General features: G+C 72.3%; 16 protein-coding genes. 5 read left to right on the top strand and 11 right to left on the bottom strand.

The annotated features are described in order from the left end of the window. Window positions 1-5: 5 nt before the first annotated feature. The 3 genes from IAG42_RS10950 to IAG42_RS10940 all read right to left on the bottom strand — a co-directional run bounded on the left by IAG42_RS10950 (window position 6) and on the right by IAG42_RS10940 (window position 3,077). Window positions 6-875, bottom strand: a complete 870-nt coding sequence (locus IAG42_RS10950) for an ABC transporter permease (RefSeq protein WP_188336833.1) — start codon at window positions 873-875, stop codon at window positions 6-8. Continuing rightward, on the bottom strand, window positions 872-2,047 hold the full coding sequence (locus IAG42_RS10945; RefSeq protein ID WP_188336832.1) for an ABC transporter ATP-binding protein: 1,176 nt from the start codon (window positions 2,045-2,047) through the stop codon (window positions 872-874). The genes IAG42_RS10950 and IAG42_RS10945 overlap by 4 nt, the downstream gene beginning before the upstream one ends. Before the next feature lie 127 nt (window positions 2,048-2,174). Next, window positions 2,175-3,077, bottom strand: a complete 903-nt coding sequence (locus tag IAG42_RS10940; RefSeq protein WP_223205944.1) for a hypothetical protein — start codon at window positions 3,075-3,077, stop codon at window positions 2,175-2,177. A gap of 274 nt (window positions 3,078-3,351) precedes the next feature. Here IAG42_RS10940 and IAG42_RS10935 point away from each other — a divergent pair, with 274 nt between their 5' ends. Then, complete coding sequence (locus tag IAG42_RS10935) at window positions 3,352-4,248, top strand: hypothetical protein (protein WP_188336831.1); 897 nt, start codon at window positions 3,352-3,354, stop codon at window positions 4,246-4,248. Here IAG42_RS10935 and IAG42_RS10930 read toward each other — a convergent pair. From IAG42_RS10930 to mce, 5 genes are all read right to left on the bottom strand, one after another. Further along, window positions 4,229-4,993, bottom strand: a complete 765-nt coding sequence (locus IAG42_RS10930) for an ABC transporter permease subunit (protein WP_188336830.1) — start codon at window positions 4,991-4,993, stop codon at window positions 4,229-4,231. The two genes, IAG42_RS10935 and IAG42_RS10930, sit on opposite strands and share 20 nt — an antisense overlap. A gap of 1 nt (window position 4,994) precedes the next feature. Beyond that, complete coding sequence (locus IAG42_RS10925; RefSeq protein WP_188336829.1) at window positions 4,995-6,029, bottom strand: ABC transporter ATP-binding protein; 1,035 nt, start codon at window positions 6,027-6,029, stop codon at window positions 4,995-4,997. 73 nt (window positions 6,030-6,102) lie between these two features. Further along, window positions 6,103-7,038: a coiled-coil domain-containing protein gene (locus IAG42_RS10920; RefSeq protein WP_188336828.1), complete on the bottom strand. Its 936-nt coding sequence runs from the start codon at window positions 7,036-7,038 to the stop codon at window positions 6,103-6,105. Window positions 7,039-7,223: 185 nt separating this feature from the next. Further along, window positions 7,224-11,207 (bottom strand): polarized growth protein Scy, encoded by a 3,984-nt coding sequence (gene scy, locus IAG42_RS10915; protein WP_188336827.1) that lies wholly within the window; start codon window positions 11,205-11,207, stop codon window positions 7,224-7,226. Between the two features lie 232 nt (window positions 11,208-11,439). Beyond that, complete coding sequence (gene mce, locus IAG42_RS10910) at window positions 11,440-11,880, bottom strand: methylmalonyl-CoA epimerase (protein WP_188336826.1); 441 nt, start codon at window positions 11,878-11,880, stop codon at window positions 11,440-11,442. A gap of 137 nt (window positions 11,881-12,017) precedes the next feature. On the opposite strand from mce, the gene IAG42_RS10905 reads away from it, so the two are divergent. Together IAG42_RS10905 and meaB are read left to right on the top strand one after the other, a co-directional pair. Continuing rightward, entirely contained in the window at window positions 12,018-13,220 is a 1,203-nt protein-coding gene (locus IAG42_RS10905; RefSeq protein WP_188336825.1) for an acetyl-CoA C-acetyltransferase, read from the top strand. Between the two features lie 88 nt (window positions 13,221-13,308). Further along, window positions 13,309-14,265 (top strand): methylmalonyl Co-A mutase-associated GTPase MeaB, encoded by a 957-nt coding sequence (gene meaB, locus IAG42_RS10900; RefSeq protein WP_188336824.1) that lies wholly within the window; start codon window positions 13,309-13,311, stop codon window positions 14,263-14,265. A gap of 87 nt (window positions 14,266-14,352) precedes the next feature. On the opposite strand, the gene IAG42_RS10895 is transcribed toward meaB, so the two are convergent. Continuing rightward, window positions 14,353-14,973, bottom strand: coding sequence for a PepSY domain-containing protein (locus tag IAG42_RS10895; RefSeq protein ID WP_188336823.1), 621 nt, complete (start codon window positions 14,971-14,973; stop codon window positions 14,353-14,355). Window positions 14,974-15,102: 129 nt separating this feature from the next. On the opposite strand from IAG42_RS10895, the gene IAG42_RS10890 reads away from it, so the two are divergent. Continuing rightward, window positions 15,103-15,777 carry a response regulator transcription factor gene (locus tag IAG42_RS10890; RefSeq protein WP_188336822.1) on the top strand — a complete coding sequence of 225 codons (675 nt, stop codon included), beginning with the start codon at window positions 15,103-15,105 and terminating at the stop codon, window positions 15,775-15,777. Then, a complete protein-coding gene (locus tag IAG42_RS10885; protein ID WP_188336821.1) occupies window positions 15,774-17,252 on the top strand; it encodes an ATP-binding protein in 1,479 nt (492 codons plus the stop codon). The genes IAG42_RS10890 and IAG42_RS10885 overlap by 4 nt, the downstream gene beginning before the upstream one ends. 69 nt (window positions 17,253-17,321) lie before the next feature. Here the strand turns inward: IAG42_RS10885 and IAG42_RS10880 are convergent, their stop codons facing one another. Together IAG42_RS10880 and IAG42_RS10875 are read right to left on the bottom strand one after the other, a co-directional pair. Continuing rightward, complete coding sequence (locus tag IAG42_RS10880; protein ID WP_188336820.1) at window positions 17,322-17,798, bottom strand: MarR family winged helix-turn-helix transcriptional regulator; 477 nt, start codon at window positions 17,796-17,798, stop codon at window positions 17,322-17,324. A gap of 129 nt (window positions 17,799-17,927) precedes the next feature. Next, on the bottom strand, window positions 17,928-18,716 hold the full coding sequence (locus tag IAG42_RS10875) for an AIM24 family protein (RefSeq protein WP_223205943.1): 789 nt from the start codon (window positions 18,714-18,716) through the stop codon (window positions 17,928-17,930). Between the last annotated feature and the right edge of the window lie 9 nt (window positions 18,717-18,725).

Below are 18,725 nucleotides of genomic sequence, written 5' to 3'. Positions count from 1 at the left end.
GCCCGTTACACGTCCCGGCTGTTGAGCGAGAGGAACGCGCCGCCGAGCGCGATGCCCGTCACCACGAGCATGAACCACAGCGGGTCCCAGCCGGTCGGGCCGCTTCCGCCGGCCACCGAGTCGCCGTACAGCACGATCAGCTGGCTGGGCACCGAGTACTCGAGCAGGGCCTGCTGCACGTCCTTGAGCGACTGGGCGAACATGAACATCGCGAGGACCAGCGGCAGCAGCACCAGGCCGATCATGATCGTGATCGCGCCCGCCGAGTGCCGCACCAGCGTGCCGACGGCGAGGCCGAGCAGACCGAGCAGCGCCACGAACAGGCCGACGCCGACGGTCGCCTTGAACCACGCGGAGCCGCTCGGCGAGTCCGCGCCGACGATGCCCACCTGGAGCGCGCCGACCAGCGCCGCGAGCACCGTCGTCAGCGTGAAGACGAGCGCGAAGAACACGATCGCCTTCGCGGCGAGCACCCGGCTGCGGCTGGAGCAGGCCGTCATCGTCGTACGGATCATGCCGGTGCCGTACTCCGACGCGATGGTCAGCACGCCCAGCGTGATCACGCAGATCGTGCCGAGCAGCACGCCGAAGAAGCCGAGGCCCAGCACGTCGTTCGCGCCGGCGTCCACGGTGTCGGCCGCCGCGACGACGGCCGCGGAGGCGAGGCCGATGCCGACCATCAGCAGGGCCATCACGCCGAGCGTCCACATCGTGGAGCGCACCGAGCGGATCTTCGTCCACTCCGAGAGCAGCGCGTCGCCGAGGTGCGCGCGGCGCACCGGGATCGGCGAGGCGTACGAGGCGCCGGCCAGCTGCCAGTCGGGCGTCGCCGGGGGCTGCTGCGGGGCGGCGTAGGGCTGGGGCGGCGTGCTCATCGGGCGTCCTTGTCCATGGTCGGGGCGGCGGCGGGCGGCGCCGCGGGCGGCTGGGGCAGCGGCTGGGCCGGAGCCTGGGGCTGGGCCTGCGCGGGCGCCGCGTACGGGTTCTGCTGCGCGGGCTGCTGCTGCGGGGCCTGCTCCTGGGGCGGCGGCGGGGCGTACCAGCCGGGCTGGCCCTGGCCGGCGACCGGCATCTGCTGCGGCGCCACCGCGCCCGGCGGCAGCGGCTGCTGCAGCCCGGCCCGCTGGTCCACCGTGGAGCGGTAGTCGACGGCGCCCTGCGTCATCCGCATGTACGCCTCCTCCAGCGAGGCCTGGTGCGGCGACAGCTCCCACAGCCGGACGTCCGACTCGTGCGCCAGGTCGCTGATCCGCGGCAGCGGCAGCCCGGTGACCCGCAGCGCCCCGTCCTGCTCGGGCAGCACCTGCCCGCCGGCCTCGGTCAGCGCGGCGGACAGCTTCTCGCGCTGCTGCGGCTCGATGTCGGGGGTGCGGACCCGGGCGAAGCCCGCCGAGTTGTGCGCGATGAAGTCCCGCACGCTCATGTCGGCGAGCAGCTGCCCGCGCCCGATGACGATCAGGTGCTCGGCGGTCAGCGCCATCTCACTCATCAGGTGCGAGGAGACGAAGACGGTGCGGCCCTCGGCGGCGAGCGACTTCATCAGGTTCCTCACCCAGAGGATGCCCTCGGGGTCCAGGCCGTTGACCGGCTCGTCGAAGAGCAGCACCTGCGGGTCGCCGAGCAGCGCGGCCGCGATGCCGAGCCGCTGCCCCATGCCGAGCGAGAACCCCTTGGAGCGGCGCTTGGCGACGTCCTGCAGACCGACGACCCCGAGCACCTCGTCGACCCGCCGGGCCGGGATGCCGGCGAGCTGCGCCAGGCACAGCAGGTGGCTGCGGGCGGCCCGGCCGCCGTGCATCGCCTTGGCGTCGAGCAGCGCGCCGACCTGGCGCGGCGCGTTCGGCAGCTTGTTGTACGGGTAGCCGCCGATCGTCACCTGACCCGAGGTGGGCTGGTCAAGGCCCAGGATCATGCGCATCGTCGTCGACTTGCCCGACCCGTTGGGTCCGAGGAAGCCCGTGACGGTTCCCGGCCGCACCTGGAAGGAAAGGTTGTACACGGCCGTCTTCGCGCCGTAGCGCTTCGTCAGGCCGACTGCCTCGATCATTCTCCGCACCCATCGGAAGTTCTGAACGGTTCGACAAGGTTCAGGACGTCGGGGCACACGCCCCCGTAAGGGTTAGGAGGGTAGTCGAGCGCTGACGGTTCCGGCCAAGAGAAAGTAAAGGCGTCGCTCAGCCCTGTGGGGGCAGCGATCCGCCCAGCGGCGGCAGCTCGTCGTACAGGCGCGGACGCGGAGCGTCGTCGAGGTACGTCAGGAACTCGGTCTGCGGCAGCACCCAGCCCTCCTCGCCGAAGATCCGCGTCCCGTGCTCGCGCACCGCCGCGTCGGCCCCGGCGGTCGCCACCCAGCTCTCGGCGTCGGGCCCGAGCAGCTCCGCGAGGCGGGGCGAGTCCTTCAGGAGCGCGGCGAGCAGCTCGGCCTGGTCGCCGCCGCCCGGCCGCGGCCGCCCGGTCAGCGGGTCGGCGAGCACCCCGTGCGCGCTGAAGTAGATGTACGCGCCGCCCAGCCGCTCCCCGGACGGCATCGTCATCTCGAACGAGTCGCCCGGCAGTATCGCCCGCCGGTAGTCGGGGAACTCGGTGTCGTCGACCGCCTTGAGCTGCGTCGCGTCCAGCCAGGTCACCACCAGCCGCGTCGTCGCCTCCCGGTCCACGTACGGGGTGCCCGCGACGTAGCCGGCCGGGCTGATGTGCCCCGAGCAGCCGACCGCCACACCGCGCACCTCCACCGGCACCATCGGCACCTGCGCCGGGATGCCGAGCCGGGTCAGCTTGTACGTGACCTGGCCGGGGGAGGCGTTCGAGCCGACGGCGATCACCGGGTGGCGGCGGCCCGTGACGGCCTGCCCGCGGTCGACGAGGGCCTCGTCGAGCCGGCGCTGCGCCGCGGCCTCCTGGGCACGCTCCTCCACGAACCACTCGCCGAGCCGCAGGGGCCGTACGTCGAGTTCGAGCAGCTCGTCGCCGGTGAGCAGGGAGGGGGCGGTGATGGGCCGCCCCGGGTAGAGCAGGGGCTCCTGGGCGGGTACCCCGTCCAGTCCGAGCGCCGCCAGGCTTCGGTCCTCAGTCCTCACGATGACGCCCTTCAGGATGGTCAGGGGGTGCGGGGACAGCTTTCCACGGGAACTGCTACCCGCGCGGCGCCTTCGGTGTGCCTGCTCGGGCCGACGGATCGCCCGGCGCCGGGCGGAAGGTTCGGTTCCGGCCCTAGAATTTCCATCAAGTTGCTGTGTGGCACGGGGAGTTGGGGCGATGAGGGCTTGGCGGCGCGGTCGGCGGAACCATCCCCGGTACCGGACGTCCGTTCGCGGGTGGATCGCCGGGCGGACGGTCGTCTCCCTGATCCTGATGACCCTGGCCGGGCTGAGCGCCCTCGCCGCCGTCATCGCGGTGCTGTGGACGCTCACCGAGCACTCCTCGCGCTCGATGGCCGAACGGTTCGGCGACCAGGAGGCGCTGCTCGACCTCGGCCTCTCCGCGCTGCGGGCCTGCGTCGGCACGGACAGCCTGAGCCCCGAGCCGCGCTCCACCTCCCACCAGATCCTGGCCACCGTCGCCTCCGTGACCGGGGCGCTCGCCCCGGCCGTGCTCCTCGGCTTCGTCCTGATCAAGATTTTCGCCCTGCGCCCCTTCGTCTGGCGGCGCCGGGCCTCCGTCTCGCACGCCTGGACCGCCGACTTCCCCGGCTACTCCCGCGACCACGCGCGCAGCGAGGACGCGGTCATCGCGGTCCGCTTCTACAACCGCTTCGACAACCTCTCCGTCGTCGACCTGCACGCCCGCGCCCATCTGCGCTACCTGGAGCGCTCGCCCCACGACGGCAGCCTCGTCATCTACAAGAAGTGGCTGAAGGTCCTCGACGAGAAGGGCGAGCCGGCCGACGAGCGCTCGTGGCTCGCCGTGGAACGCGGGGCGCCGTTCACCGTGTGGATACCGGTCGACGCCCCGGTGACCGCCCTGCCGTTCACCCGCATCCAGGGCAAGGACCTGTCGAGCTCCACCGGCGTGGAGCTGATGGTGCGGCTCACGGCGCGCACGGTGGGGCTGGGCACGGAGGTCGCCGACGAGCGCTGGTTCAAGGTCGGGCCCGAGGACTTCGAGCTGGGGCGCTTCGTGCCGCTGGAGCCCGAGACCGGCCGCGACGTGTGGCAGTGGTCGGGCTGGCGGGGCTTCGACGCGCTGCTGCCGCCCGAACCCCGCCCGGCCCCCGATCCCGAGCCGGGCGTCAGGCGTCCCGCTTCTTGAGGAGGGCGTAGCCCGCGAGGAGGGCCGCCGCGACCCAGGCGACCAGGATCGCCAGGCCCGCCCAGGGACCGTACGGGGCGTCGTCCTGGGGGATCACCTGCATGATCTTCTGGCCCGCCTGGTCGGGGAAGTACTGGCCGACCTTCCTCGTCGCGGAGACGCCGCCGAGGATCGGGGAGACCAGGAACAGGAACGGCATGAGGATGCCCAGCGACAGCATGGGGGAGCGGAGCATCGTGGCGACACCCATCGAGAACATGCCCATCAGCGTCATGTAGAGGGCCGCGCCGAGCACCGCGCGCAGCACGTTCGGCTCGCCCAGGTCCGTGCTGTGGTCGCCGAGCATCGCCTGGCCGAGGAAGAACGCGGCGAAGCTCGTGATCAGCGAGACGACGAGCGCGAGCAGCGTCGCGACGGCCACCTTGGCGAACAGGAAGGTGCCGCGCTGCGGGACGGCGGCCAGCGAGGTGCGGATCATGCCGCTGCTGTACTCGCTCGCCACCACGAGGACACCGAAGACCACCATCGCGAGCTGGCCGAGCGTCAGGCCCGCGAAGGACACGAAGGTGGGGTCGAAGGTGAGCCGGTCCTTGGCGGACATGTTGGAGAACTCGTTGTTCGACAGGGCGCTGATCAGCATGCCGAGGCCGACCGACACGATCACCGCGAGACTGAGCGTGAGGGCCGTCGAGTTGACTGACTTGATCTTGGTCCACTCGGACTTGAGGACCTGGGCCGCGGCCATCTCAGGCCCCCTTCCGGTCGGTGCCCTGCTGCCAGGAGGCGCCCCAGCCGCCCGGCTGCGGGCCGGGCCGCTCCTCGGGCGGAGCGAGGGCATCCGGCGGCAGCGCCTCCGGGGGCAGGTGCCCGGTGGTGTCCGAGTGCGCGTGGTACTCGACGGACTCGGCCGTCAGCCGCATGAACGCCTCCTCCAGGGACGCCTGCTGCGGGCTCAGCTCGTGCAGCGTCAGATGGTGGCTCGCGGCCAGGTCGCCGAGCTTCTCGGGGGTGTGCCCGTCGACCTCCAGCGTGCCGCCGCCGGCTTCGACGACGGTGATCCCGGACTCGTGCAGCACGTCGAGCAGCCGCTCGTGCTGCGGGGAGCGCAGCCGTACGTACGAGCGCGAGTTCTGCCGGATGAACTCGGCCATGGAGGTGTCGGCGAGGAGCCGGCCCTGGCCGATCACCACGAGGTGGTCGGCGGTCAGCGCCATCTCGCTCATCAGGTGCGAGGAGACGAACACGGTGCGGCCGGCCGCCGCGAGGGACTTCATCAGGTTGCGGATCCAGTGGATGCCCTCGGGGTCGAGCCCGTTGACCGGCTCGTCGAACATCAGGATCTTCGGGTCGCCGAGCAGCGCCGCCGCGATGCCGAGCCGCTGGCCCATGCCGAGCGAGAACCCCTTGGCCTTCTTCTTGGCCACCGAGGTGAGACCGACCGTCTCCAGGACCTCGCCGACGCGTCCGCGCGGGATGCCGTTGGACTGCGCCAGACACAGTAGATGGTTGTAGGCGCTGCGGCCGCCGTGCATCGCCTTCGCGTCCAGGAGCGCGCCGATCGCGGTGAGCGGGTCCTTCAGCTGGGCGTAGTGCCTGCCGTCGATGCGGACGCTGCCGGCGGTCGGGTTGTCCAGGCCCAGCATCATGCGCATGGTGGTGGACTTGCCCGCGCCGTTCGGGCCGAGGAAGCCGGTGACGATGCCGGGTCTGACGGTGAAGGTCAGGTGGTCGACGGCCACCTTGTCGCCGTACCGCTTGGTCAGCCCCTCGAGCTCGATCATGCGCCCACGCTAAAACGCACCAAAGCCCCCCGCCACCTCTGTGGGGGCAGGGGGCTTTCCGGGGTGATGCGGACTACCGGGACTGCTGCGCCGGAACCCCACGCGAGATGGGCTCGTCCTCGACGGGCGCGCCCGCGGCGGCGACAGCGGCGCCCGTGAGCGTCGCCAGCATCTCGCGCACGTTCGTCAGCTGCGCGTTGATCGAGTCGCGGCGGTTGGTCAGCGCGGCCAGCTCCCGCTCCGATTCCGAGCGGATCCGGTCGGCCTTGGCGTTCGCGTCGGCCACGATGTCCTCGGCCTGGCGCTGGGCCGTCTCCACCGTCTGGCGGGCGCGGCGCTCGGCGTCCGTACGCAGCTTCTCCGCCTCCAGGCGGAGCTGCTCGGCACGGTGCTCGATCTCGGCGAGGCGCTTCTCGGCCTTGGCCTGACGGGAGGCCAGGTCGCGCTCGGACTGCTCGCGGCGCTTGGCCAGGTTCGTCTCGAAGTCCGCGGCGGCCTGGGCGGCCTTGGCGCGGGTCTCCTCGAAGAGGGCGTCCGCCTCCTCGCGCTTGGACTGCGCGTCCTTCTGCGCCTCGGTGCGCAGCGCGGACGCCTCGCCCTTGGCCTTCTCGACGATCCGAACGCCCTCGTCCTCCGCCTTGGACTTGCGCTCGGCGGCGAACGACTCCGCATCGTTGCGCACCTGCTGGGCCGCCGACTCGGCGAGCTCACGGTGCTGCTCGGCGGCCCGGCGGGCCTCCTCGCGCAGGTCCTTGGCCTCTTCCTCGGCGAGCCGGAGGATCTTCTCGACGCGGGCGCCGAGGCCGGCGTACGACGGCTCCGCGTCGTTCACCTGCGCCTGGGCGTTCTGCGTCTCGAGGTGGAGCTCCTCGATGCGCTTTTCCAGAGCAGTGATGCGGGCAAGAGCGCTGTCACGGTCGGAGACGAGCTTGGAAATACGTTCGTCCACCTGCGCGCGGTCGTACCCACGCCGCACAAGCTCGAAGCCGTAGGGGGAAGTGTCGCTCATGGGGTTCCTGTCAAATGAGACCGGTGTGAGGTGATAGAGGGAATCCTAGGGGTCCAAGCGGCGTGTCATCGAGCAGATGCCCGTTTGATCTGGAGAATGACACCCCTTTTGGGTGGCGTACCGGCGGACGGCTTGCGAGAACGAGGGCCAAAGGTCCTTGTCATGCATGACAGTTGGCCCTCTGGCTAGCCCTCCGAGCCCTTGCCACCCGAACGTGTGGCCCCGGCCGCCGCACCCGCCTTGACGCCACCGTCCTTGCCCGAGCCGGACGGCGCCTCAAAACTCTCCAACGCTTCGAGCACGTCCTGGACACGCGAAATCTCGGCATTGATGTCCTCGCGGCGCCGGACCAGCACATCCAGCTCGCGCTGACCCTTTTCGATCATGGAAGCGGCCTCGGCCTCCGCATCGCTCTTGATCTTTTCCGCCTCGCGCGTGAGCTCGGCCTTTTTCGTCTCGGCTTCCTTGAGCAGGCCCTCGGCCTTCTTCACGGCGGCGATACGGACCTTGCCGGCCTCCGAATTGGCGTCGTTCAGCAGGTCCTTGGCCTTGGTCTGAGCCTCCGCCAGCTGCTCCTCGGCGGCCTTGACCAGGGCGTCGCACCGCTCGCCCGCGTTCTTCATCGCCTCCGCCGACTCGCGGCGGGCCCGGTCGTGCAGATCCTCGATCTCCGAGGTGATGCGGTCGCGCAGCTCCTCGGCCCGCTCCCGGATCTGCGTCGCGTCCCGGCGCGCGCCGACGAGCAGCTCGTCCGCGTCCGTACGGGCCTTCTCCACCAGCGAGTTGCCCTCGACCGTGGCCTCGGAGACCAGCCGCTCCGCCTCGTTGCGCGCCGCGCCCACCATCGTGTCCGCCTGCGCCTCGGCGTCGGCCGTCTTCTTCTGCGCCGCCTCCTGCGCCTCACGGGTCAGCTTGTCGGCCTCGGCCGCGGACTCCGTGATGAGCTTGTCGACCTGCTCCGCCGCCTCCGTACGCCGCTTGCCCGCGTCCTTGCGCGCCTCGTCGAGGGTGCGCTCGGCCTCCTCGCGGGCCGCCGTCGTGATGCGCTCCGCCTCCGCCGCCGCGTCCGCCTTGACCCGCTCGGACTCGGTGCGGATCCGCTCGGCGTGCTGCTGCGCGGAGCCGACCGTCTCGGCGGCCTCGGCCCGCAGCCGCTCCGCGTCCCCGGTCGCGTCCGCGATCAGCTTCTCCGCCTTGGCCACGGCCTCGGTACGGACCCGCTCGGCCTCGTCCCGCGTCTCCCGCGTCAACTGCTCGGCCGCCGACGTCGATTCGGCGGCCAGCCGCTCGGCCTCCGCCGCGGCGTCGCCGACCAGCGTCTCGGCGCGGGCCGTGGACTCGGCGCGGACCCGCTCCGCCTCCGCGTTCGTCTCCGTCGTCAGGCGCTCCGCCTCGGCGCGCGCCTCCGTGATCAGGGAGTCCGCCTGCGTGGCCGCGTCGGACCGGATCCGGTTGGCGTCCTCGCGGGCCTCGGCGCGGGTGCGCGAGGCGTCCTGGTCCGCCGACGTCCGCAGGTCCGAGACCTCCGTACGGACCCGCTGGGCGTGCTCCGAGGCGTCCGTACGGAGCCGCTCGGCCTCCTCCAGAGCCTCCGAGACGGTGTGCTCCGCGAGGGACTTGGCGGCGTCCGCCTCCGCGGTGGCCTCGGCCCGCGTCCGGTTCGCGTCCTCGGTGGCGCGCTCGCGCTCCGCGTACGCGTCCGCCCGGACCCGGTCGGCCTCCTCCTGCGCCTCCTGGCGCGTCCGCTCCGCGGCGTGCTCCGCCGCCGAACGCAGCCCGGCGATCTCCTCCTGCGCCTGCTCCTGGAGGCCCGCCACCGAGTCCCGCACCTGCTGGGCGGTCTGCTCGGCGGCCGAGACCAGCTCGGTCGCGCGGCTGTCCGCCTCCTCGACGAGCCGGGTCGCCTCGGTCTGCGCCTCCTCGACGCGGGCCCGCGCCACCGCGAGCAGTTCCTCGCTCTGCTCGCGGGCGCGCTCGCGCTCCTGGTCGGCCTCCTCGCGGGCGCTGCCGAGCGTCTCCTCGGCCTCGCGCCGGCGCCGGGCCGCCTCCTCCTGGGCGGCGGCCAGCGTCTCGGCGGCCTCCGTGGCCAGCCGCTCGGCGGCCGTACGCGCCTCGGAACGCACCCGGTCGGCGGTCTCCTGCGCCTCCGTCTTGAGCCGCTCCGCCTCCGCGGCGGCCTCGGACCGCAGCCGGACCGCGACCGTCTCCGCCTCGGAACGGCTCGCGGCGGCGTCCGCCGCGGCCTCCGTGCGCAGCCGCTCGGCCTCCGTCTCGGCCTGGGCCTGGAGCACCCGGACCCGCTCGGCGGCCTCGGCGCGCAGCCGGTCCGCCTCGTCGGAGGCCTCGCGCCGCAGCCGCTCGGACTCGGCGCGCGCGTCCGTCAGCGTCGTCTCCGACGCCGTCAGCCGCTCCTCGGCCTCCGTGTGCAGGCGGGTCAGCTCGCGGGCCGCCTCCTCCTGCCGCGCCTCCAGGGCGCGCTCGGTCTCGTCCTTGAGGGACTGCGCGGCCCGCTCGGCCTCCGCACGCGTCTCCTCGGCCCGCTCCTCGGCCTCCGCACGGTGCCGCTCGGCCTCGGCGCGGGTGCGCTCGAGCGTCTCCTCGGCCTGCTTGCGCAGGGAGGTGGCCCGCTCGATGGCCTCCGTGCGGACCCGCTCGCTCTCGGCCGTCGCCGCCGAGCGCAGCTCGTCCGCGTCGGCCTTCGCCTTGGCGAGCAGCTCCTCGGCGGTCCTGGCCGCCTCCTCGATCTGCTGGACGGCCTCGCGGCGGGCCTCGGCCCGGATCCGCTCGCCCTCCTCGACGGCCTCGGCCCGCAGCTGCTCGGCCTCGCCGCGCAGCCGGCGCGCCTCCTCCTGCAGCTCGACGGTCTTGGCCCGGTACTCCTCGGTGTCGTCCTTGGCGGCGCCCTTGAGCTGCTCGGCCAGGTCGTGCGCCTCGGCGCGCAGCCGGTCGGCCTCAGCCTCGGCCTCCGAGCGGATCCGCTCGGCCTCCTCGGCGGCGCCCCGGGTCGTCGACTGGGCTTCCTCGGACGCCTTGTTGAGCACGTCCTCGGCGGTACGGGCGGCCTTCGCGAGCTCGCCCGCGGTCTCCTCCGCGGTGACCGTACGGGCCTTCTCCTTGGCCTCCGCGATCAGCTTCTCGGCCTCGGCGCGGGCGTCGGCGACGGCCTGCTCGGCCTCCGCCCTGGTCGACTCGGCGTCCTTGGTGGCCTCCTGGACCAGGCGGGCGACCTGCTCCTTGGCGGTCCGGGTGCGCTGCTCGTTGGTCGACTCGGCGCTCGCGAGCTGCTTCGCGGCGGCGTCCTTGGCCTCGCCGAGCACCTTCTCGGCCTCGGCGCGGGCCTCCCGCAGAGCCGTTTCCGCTTCGGACATGCGCTGCTCGGCGGCCCGGCTCAGCTCGCCGGCCTGGCGCCGCGCGGCGTCCGACTCGGCGGTCGTCGACGAACGCAGCTGCTCCGCGTGGTCGGTGGCCTCCTGGGCCTGCGCCGACGCCGCGTTCAGAAGGCGCTCGGCGTCCTGGCGGGCGCGGGCCAGCAGGGCCTGCGCCTCGGTGCGGGCCGACTCGGCCTCGGCGGTCAGCCGCTCGCGGGCCTCGGCGGCGACCCGCTCGGCCTCCGCGCGGGCGGCGGCCAGCGCCTGGTCGGCCTCGGCCCGCGACTCGTCGAGCAGCCGGCGGGCCTGCGACTCGGTGCGGGCGCGCAACTGCTCGGCCCACTGCACGTTCTCGTTGACGTGGTTCTCGACCGTGCGGCGGCGCTCGGCCAGCTCCTGGTCGAGCTGCTGGCGCCGGTTGACGGCCTCGGTGTGCAGCTCGGCCTGGAGCCGGGACTGCTGCTCGGCGTGCTCCTGCAGGATCCGCTGCGTCTGCGCGCGGGCCTCCCGCAGCTCGCGCTCGGCGTCGGCGCGCAGCTGATCGGCCTGGATCTGGGCATTACGAAGGAGCTGCTCGGCCTGATAGCCGATGTCCGCCCCGTCGTAGGCAGGCCGGGTCGCGAGGCTGCGGCGCGCCTCGTGCAGCTTGGCGCGCAGCACCTCCACCTGATAGCCGAGGTCCTCGGCGTGCTGGACGGCCTTCTCCCGCTCGGTCTCGAGGCGCTTCATCTCGGCCTCGAACCGCGAGAGATGGTCGGTCTCAGCCGGCCGCCGGCCGTCCTGGCTCTCGTAGCCCCGCACTGCGCGGTCCCATCCGTCCCCTGGTCGCAAGTCTTTCCTTACGAGCCCCGGCCGTACGCCGAACGGGGCCCCCGGGGAATGGTGTCAGATCGAACAGGGCGGCGCTGTCGGACCTCGGCTCTGGCTGCCCGACCACTCCGACCACGTCCCCCGATACCCGGACCCCGGCCCACGACTGTCCTGTTGCGTGCGACAGCCGCCCCCCAACCCTACCGGCCCGAGTATGTGGAGGTCAGTGCTCCGCCGACTCCTGCGGTGCGGCGGTGACCAGTTCGGTCAGCACGCCGTGGCAGTCCTTGGGGTGGAGGAACGTGATCCGGGACCCCATCGAGCCGATCCGCGGCTCGTCGTAGAGCACCCGCACGCCCTTGCCGCGGATGGCCTCGGAGTCCCCGTCGACGTCCGCCGTGCCGAAGGCGATGTGGTGCACTCCCTCGCCGTTCTTGGCCAGCCACTTGCCCACCGCGGAGTCCTCGCGGGTCGGCTCCAGGAGCTGCAGGTAGGAGGCGCCGCCGTCGTCCGTGGCGTTGATCTTGAGCATGGCCTCGCGCACGCCCTGCTCCTCGTTGACCTCGGAGTGGAACACCTCGAAGCCGTACGTGGCACGGTAGAACTCAACAGTCTTGTCGAGGTCGAAACAGGCGATCCCGATGTGGTCGATTCGCGTCAGCATGCTTCCAGTGCAGCGCGCCCCACGGTGGTCACGCAACGTGCGCGCGATCACACCGTCGCTCCGATGACGTGCGGGGTACCGCTCAGTACATTCGAGTAAACCCTCGTTCACTCCTCATATCCAAGGGGCCGTGCCTCATGTCTGGAACGACCGGTACCACCTCAGTGATCGTCGCGGGCGCGCGGACGCCCATGGGCCGTCTGCTCGGCTCGCTCAAGTCCTTCTCCGGAGCCGACCTCGGCGGCTTCGCGATCAAGGCCGCCCTCGACCGTGCGGGGATCGGTGGCGACCAGGTGCAGTACGTGATCATGGGCCAGGTGCTCCAGGCGGGTGCCGGGCAGATCCCGGCCCGCCAGGCCGCCGTCAAGGGCGGCATCCCCATGAACGTGCCGGCGCTGACCATCAACAAGGTCTGCCTCTCCGGCCTCGACGCCATCGCGCTCGCCGACCAGCTCATTCGCGCCGGCGAATTCGACATCGTGGTCGCGGGCGGCCAGGAGTCGATGACCAACGCCCCGCACCTGCTGCCGAAGTCCCGCGAGGGCTACAAGTACGGCGCCGTGCAGATGATCGACGCCATGGCGTACGACGGCCTCACCGACTCCTTCGAGAACGTCGCCATGGGCGAGTCCACGGAGAAGCACAACACCCGCCTGGGCATCGGCCGCCCGGAGCAGGACGAGATCGCGGCGCTGTCCCACCAGCGTGCCGCGGCCGCCCAGAAGAACGGCCTGTTCGAGGCCGAGATCACGCCCGTCGAGATCCCGCAGCGCAAGGGCGACGCGGTCGTCTTCAGCAAGGACGAGGGCATCCGCGCCGAGACGACCGTCGAGTCGCTGGGCAAGCTGCGCCCCGCGTTCGCCAAGGACGGCACGATCACGGCCGGCACCTCCTCGCAGATCTCGGACGGCGCCGCCGCCGTGGTCGTCATGAGCAAGGCCAAGGCCGAGGAGCTTGGCCTGGAGTGGATCGCCGAGATCGGCGCGCACGGCAACGTGGCGGGCCCGGACAACTCCCTCCAGTCCCAGCCGTCGAACGCGATCCAGCACGCCCTCAAGAAGGAGGGCCTGGCCGCCGAGGACCTCGACCTCATCGAGATCAACGAGGCGTTCGCGGCCGTCGCGGTCCAGTCGATGAAGGACCTCGGCGTGTCCACGGAAAAGGTGAACGTCAACGGCGGCGCCATCGCCCTCGGTCACCCGATCGGGATGTCCGGCGCGCGTCTCGTGCTGCACCTCGCCCTCGAGCTCAAGCGGCGCGGCGGCGGTGTCGGCGCGGCCGCGCTGTGCGGTGGCGGCGGTCAGGGTGACGCGCTCATCGTGCGGGTACCCAAGGCCTGACCGACGGGTGAGCGAGGGGTGACCGCAGGGTGATCTCCTCCGACCCCTTTCGCAGTTTGCTGTACGGGACCGAGTGAACGGAGCTGTGATGCAGGACGTCCCCACGCTGGTCGCCCAGGCGAGGGAGGGCAGGCCGAGGGCCGTGGCCCGGCTGATCTCCCTGGTGGAGGGGGCGTCCCCACAGCTCCGTGAGGTCATGGCGGCGCTGGCCCCTCTCACCGGGAACGCGTACGTGGTCGGCCTCACCGGTTCGCCCGGAGTCGGCAAGTCGACCTCCACGTCGGCGCTCGTGAGCGCGTACCGGCGGGCCGGGAAGCGGGTCGGCGTCCTTGCCGTCGACCCGTCCTCCCCGTTCAGCGGGGGCGCGCTGCTCGGCGACCGGGTCCGGATGTCGGAGCACGCCTCCGACCCCGGGGTCTACATCCGCTCGATGGCCACGCGCGGCCATCTGGGTGGACTCGCCTGGGCGGCGCCGCAGGCCATCCGGGTGCTCGACGCGGCCGGCTGCGACGTGGTCCTCGTCGAGACGGTCGGGGTCGGCCAGTCCGAGGTGGAGATCGCCTCGCAGGCGGACACGAGCGTGGTGCTGCTGGCGCCGGGGATGGGCGACGGCATCCAGGCGGCCAAGGCCGGAATCCTGGAGATCGGCGACGTCTACGTCGTCAACAAGGCGGACCGCGACGGGGCCGACGCGACGGCCCGCGAGCTCAACCACATGCTGGGCCTCGGCGAGTCCCGGGGACCGGGGGACTGGCGGCCGCCCATCGTGAAGACCGTCGCCGCGCGCGGCGAGGGCATCGACGAGGTCGTCGAGGCGCTCGAGAAGCACCGGGCGTGGATGGAGGAGCGCGGGGTCCTCCAGGAGCGGAGGGTGGCCCGGGCGGCCCACGAGGTCGAGTCCATCGCCGTGACGGCCCTGCGCGAACGCATCGGCGACCTCTCGGGCGATCAGCACGTGGGCGCCCTCGCGGAACGCATCGTCGCCGGCGCCCTGGACCCCTACCGAGCCGCCGACGAACTGATCGCGGGCCTGACCCAGTCCTGAACACCCGCGCCCGCTCCTCAGGCGGGGCGGGCGCCCAGAAGGGTGACGGGTCCGGTCCTGCCGCGGGGCGCCGCTCCGGGGCGTGGGTCAGTCGTCGTGGGACGGGGTGACCTTGGTCGAGGTCAGGGGGACGGTCCAGTCGTGGTCCGTGCCGTTCGCGGACGTCGTCTCGACCTCCCAGGCCTTGTCGTCCAGGTCGACCGACGTGACGCGGCCCTCGGCCGACGCGGCCCGCGCGGCCTCCGAGGCCGAGGTCGACGCGTCCCGGAGCACCGACGACACCCGCTCGGCCGAGTCGTCGTCACCGTCGTCGTCCCGCTCCACGTGCGAGCCCAGAACCTTGCCCGTGGCGGGGTCGATCTCGACGTGGTGCCACTTGTTCCCTGAGCCGATGACGTCGACGTCCCAGACCAGGCGGCCGTCGTCGGAGTCCAGGTCCGCCTCCGTGGCGACACCGGGCGTGTGGCGCAGCGCCGCCGCGATCGCGTCCTCGGCGCTCACCTTCGCCTTCGCGGAAGTGGCCTCTTCGCGGTCGTCGTCGCGGTCGTCGTCCCGGTCGTCGTCGTCCCGGTCGGTGTGCGCGGCCGGCGTCGACGCGGACGTACGGTCGTCGTCGTCCTCCCCGGCGAAGGCCACCGTCGTGGCGGTGCCCGCGCCGATCACCACGGCGGCGGCGACGGCGGAGAGTGCGAGGATGCGGCGCTTCATGAGAACTCCCGTTCCAAGGGTGCAGTGGGCCAGTTCGGTTCGACGGGGACCACGCTGCCCGACCGATGCTGAAGCCCCGCTGAAGGACCCTGAAGACCTCTTCAGGTTCGACCTGCGACCCTGACCCCTATGCGCCTGTTGATCGTGGAGGACGAGAAACGCCTCGCCCTGTCGCTTGCGGCGGGACTCACCGCCGAGGGCTACGCCGTGGACGTCGTGCACGACGGCACCGAGGGCCTGCACCGCGCGAGCGAGGGGACGTACGACCTGGTCGTCCTCGACATCATGCTGCCCGGCATGAACGGCTACCGCGTCTGCGCGGCCCTGCGCGCCGCCGGCCACGACGTCCCGATCCTGATGCTCACGGCGAAGGACGGCGAGTACGACGAGGCGGAGGGCCTGGACACGGGCGCGGACGACTATCTGACGAAGCCGTTCTCGTACGTCGTGCTGGTCGCCCGCGTGAAGGCCCTGCTCCGCCGCCGAGGCCGCACCGGCAGCGCGAACCCCGTGCACACGGTCGGCCCGTACGCGGTCGACACGGGCGCCCGCAGGGTCACGCACACCTTGGACGGCATCGAAGTCCCGCTCACGGCGAAGGAGTTCGCCGTGCTGGAGCAGCTCGTGCTGCGCCGCGGCGAGGTCGTGTCGAAGAGCGAGATCCTGGAGCACGTCTGGGACTTCGCGTACGAGGGCGACCCGAACATCGTCGAGGTCTACGTCAGCGCCCTGCGCCGCAAGCTCGGCGCGGAACTCATCCGCACGGTGCGCGGCGCCGGCTACCGCCTGGAGGCGCCGCGATGAGCCGCACCCTCGGCTCGGTACGGGCGCGGGCCACCCTCGCCGCGACCCTCGTCGTCGCGGTGGCCCTGGTCGCGGCCGGCACGGCCCTGCTGCTGGCCCTGCGCAGCAGCCTCACCGGCGAGGCGGGCCGGGCGGCGGACTCCTCGGCCCGCCGCGTCGCGACCACCCTCGTCACACAGCCGGCGACGGACGCGATCGACCTGGACGACGGCGACGAGCCGGTCCAGGTGGTCGACGCCGACGGCCGGCTGCTCGCCGCGACCGAGGACCTGGAGCACATCACCGGCACGGAGACGGAGCAGGTCCGCCCGGCCGACGGCGCCCCGGCGGGCGGCGGCGGGGACGACGACGGGGACGACGGGGACGAGGACGACGCCGGGCGGACCCGCCCCGAGGTCTCCGACGACACCCGCTACACCGACGGCGAGGCGACGATCGACGGCGACACCGCCGACTACCGCTTCGCCGCCGTGGAGGTCGACGACACCCCGCGCGGCGACCTGACGGTGTACGCGGGCGCGCCCCTCGCCGCGGAGCGCAGCGCGGTGACGACGGCGTCGACGGCGATGCTGATCGGCTTCCCGGTGCTGCTCGTGGTGGTCGCCGGGGTGACCTGGCTGGTGACGCGGCGCGCGCTGCGCCCGGTGGAGGGCATCCGCGCCGAGATGGCCGCGATCACCGCCTCCCGCGACCTGGGCCGCCGCGTCCCGGTCCCGGACACGCACGACGAGGTGGCCCGGCTGGCCCGGACGACGAACGAGACGCTGGCCGCGCTGGCCGACTCCGTGGAGCGTCAGCGCCGGTTCGTGGCGGACGCCTCGCACGAGCTGCGCAGTCCGATCGCCTCGTTGCGCACCCAGCTCGAAGTGGGCGCGGCGCACCCGGAGCTGCTCGACGTGCCGGGCGCGGTCGAGGACACCGTACGGCTCCAGGAACTGGCCGCGGATCTGCTGCTGCTGGCCCGGCTCGACGCGGGGGAGCGGCCGGGCGGCACCGCCGTGGACCTGGCCGCGCTGGTGCGCGAGGAGCTGTCCCAGCGGGTCGGGGACCGGGTGCCGGTGGAGACGGCGACGCGGGGTGAGGCCCGGGTGACGGGTTCGCGGGGCCAGCTGGCCCGGGTCGTGGCGAACCTGGTCGACAACGCGCAACGGCACGCCCGTACGGCGGTGCGGGTCACGGTGGAGGGCGGCGCGGCGGGTCAGGGGGCGCGCCTGACGGTGTCCGACGACGGCGACGGGGTGCCGGAGGCGGAGCGGGAGCGGGTCTTCGAGCGGTTCGTACGGCTCGACGACGCGCGGTCCCGGGACGGTGGCGGGGCCGGTCTGGGCCTCGCCATCGCCCGGGACGTGGCCGAGCGGCACGGGGGCACCCTGACGGTGCGCACCGCGCCCGAGGGCGGCGCGCTGTTCGAACTCACGCTGCCGGGAAGGCGATCCGGTACGGAGACCGGACGGGAGACCGGAAGGGAAAACTGACGGGCCGGGCGCTTGACGGAGAAGGTCGGCGGTCCTCCGTGCGGTGCCCGGCCGCGCTGTCCGGCTCGCTCAGGGTTTGCCGCGCTGCGAACGCAAGTGTTCGGCGATCGGGCCGAGCGCCTTGCGCAGCCCCGCCAGGTCCTCGGCCGGCACGAGGTCGATGAAGTGCCGGCGCACGGACGCCACGTGGTGCGGGGCGACCTGGCGCATGGTCTCCAGACCGTGATCGGTCAGCACGGTGTAGAGTCCGCGCCGGTCGGAGGCGCAGTTCTCCCGGCGGACCAGGCCCGCGTTCTCCATCCGGGTGATCTGGTGCGAGAGGCGGCTCTTGGACTGCAGGGTGGCGGCCGCGAGGTCGCTCATCCGCATCCGCTGGTCGTCCGCCTCGGAGAGGTTGACCAGGATCTCGTAGTCGTTCATCGTCAGGCCGAAGGGCTGGAGGTCTCGCTCCAGCTGGTAGTTCAGCAGCCTGTTGACCTCCAGGTGGGTGCGCCAGGCGCACTGTTCCTCGTCGGTCAGCCACGGCGTGGCCGTCTGGGTCTCCATGTGATCGAGTCTACCTAAAAAGTTGAAAGGCGAACGAATCTGGGACTTGTGACGCCGCCCACCCCGGTGTGCACCGGCCGTCCCCCCGATGGGTTCACGCGTTCGACGTCACACTCCGCAGATTACCGCTCACAGCCCGAAGCGACGCTGGAGGTCACCGAGCTGTCCGGGAAGGCGCGGTACGGATGGCTGACCTGTGGAGCCTCCGTGCGCACCCGGCGCGCCGCCTGGAACTCCGGCCTGGTGAGGTACGTCACCCGTCGCCTGTTCGGGCATCAACGACTCGCTGGACTGCAGCAACACCGTGCCGGCCCCCACGAACTCGAACTGGTGCTCCTCGCCGGAGACCCCGCCGATCCCCGTCATCGCACGTAGACCGCCGATCACGCCCGTCAGATAACCGTGGTCGTAGTGGTGGCACGGCGACGGGCAGTCGGCCCAGCCGACGAGCGCCTGCGGATCCACCCGGATCGGCGGCTCCATGAAGACGACGGGACCGTTGGAGGCCGCCACGAATTTGCCGGTGCCAATGAGCGTCAGAAAGCCCGGCACGATCGATTGCTTCAGTGCGAGAGTTGGCTGAAAAGCGAGCAGGTTGCCCGCCCGGATGGTCAGATTCCCGTCATCCAGGTCGTAGGAGTTCACGTCGAAGGCCCGGTCGGCGAGCAGCATCTTGCCGCTGCCCTCCGCCACCACCCAGTCGCTCGCGTGCAGCGGCGAGTGGAACGAGGTGCGCACGAGCCGGTCCAGACGGCCGTGCCCGATCCCGTTGAAGTCGATGCTCCCGTAGTAGGCGATCATCTTCCCCTTCTGCAGGAACCACTGACCGCCGCCGCCCCGGCCGCCGCCCTTCAGTTCCACGCAGAAGGTGTACGCGTTCACGTTGTCGTCCGCCGGCAGGGTCGCCGGGTCGAACACCGCGGGTCC

Origin of the sequence: Streptomyces xanthii (assembly GCF_014621695.1) — a bacterium.
Taxonomy (GTDB): Bacteria; Actinomycetota; Actinomycetes; order Streptomycetales; family Streptomycetaceae; genus Streptomyces; species Streptomyces xanthii.
This window is presented reverse-complemented; position numbering and strand designations above follow the sequence as displayed.

What these genes read in the sequence shown, in the direction of transcription:
- IAG42_RS10950 (WP_188336833.1), bottom strand. Translation starts at nt 875, where the DNA reads ATGAGCACGCCGCCCCAGCCCTACGCCGCCCCGCAGCAGCCCCCGGCG.
- IAG42_RS10945 (WP_188336832.1), bottom strand. Translation starts at nt 2,047, where the DNA reads ATGATCGAGGCAGTCGGCCTGACGAAGCGCTACGGCGCGAAGACGGCC.
- IAG42_RS10935 (WP_188336831.1), top strand. Translation starts at nt 3,352, where the DNA reads ATGACCCTGGCCGGGCTGAGCGCCCTCGCCGCCGTCATCGCGGTGCTG.
- IAG42_RS10885 (WP_188336821.1), top strand. Translation starts at nt 15,774, where the DNA reads ATGAGCCGCACCCTCGGCTCGGTACGGGCGCGGGCCACCCTCGCCGCG.
- meaB (WP_188336824.1), top strand. Translation starts at nt 13,309, where the DNA reads ATGCAGGACGTCCCCACGCTGGTCGCCCAGGCGAGGGAGGGCAGGCCG.
- IAG42_RS10920 (WP_188336828.1), bottom strand. Translation starts at nt 7,038, where the DNA reads ATGAGCGACACTTCCCCCTACGGCTTCGAGCTTGTGCGGCGTGGGTAC.
- IAG42_RS10930 (WP_188336830.1), bottom strand. Translation starts at nt 4,993, where the DNA reads ATGGCCGCGGCCCAGGTCCTCAAGTCCGAGTGGACCAAGATCAAGTCA.
- IAG42_RS10905 (WP_188336825.1), top strand. Translation starts at nt 12,018, where the DNA reads ATGTCTGGAACGACCGGTACCACCTCAGTGATCGTCGCGGGCGCGCGG.
- IAG42_RS10890 (WP_188336822.1), top strand. Translation starts at nt 15,103, where the DNA reads ATGCGCCTGTTGATCGTGGAGGACGAGAAACGCCTCGCCCTGTCGCTT.
- IAG42_RS10895 (WP_188336823.1), bottom strand. Translation starts at nt 14,973, where the DNA reads ATGAAGCGCCGCATCCTCGCACTCTCCGCCGTCGCCGCCGCCGTGGTG.
- IAG42_RS10880 (WP_188336820.1), bottom strand. Translation starts at nt 17,798, where the DNA reads ATGGAGACCCAGACGGCCACGCCGTGGCTGACCGACGAGGAACAGTGC.
- mce (WP_188336826.1), bottom strand. Translation starts at nt 11,880, where the DNA reads ATGCTGACGCGAATCGACCACATCGGGATCGCCTGTTTCGACCTCGAC.
- IAG42_RS10925 (WP_188336829.1), bottom strand. Translation starts at nt 6,029, where the DNA reads ATGATCGAGCTCGAGGGGCTGACCAAGCGGTACGGCGACAAGGTGGCC.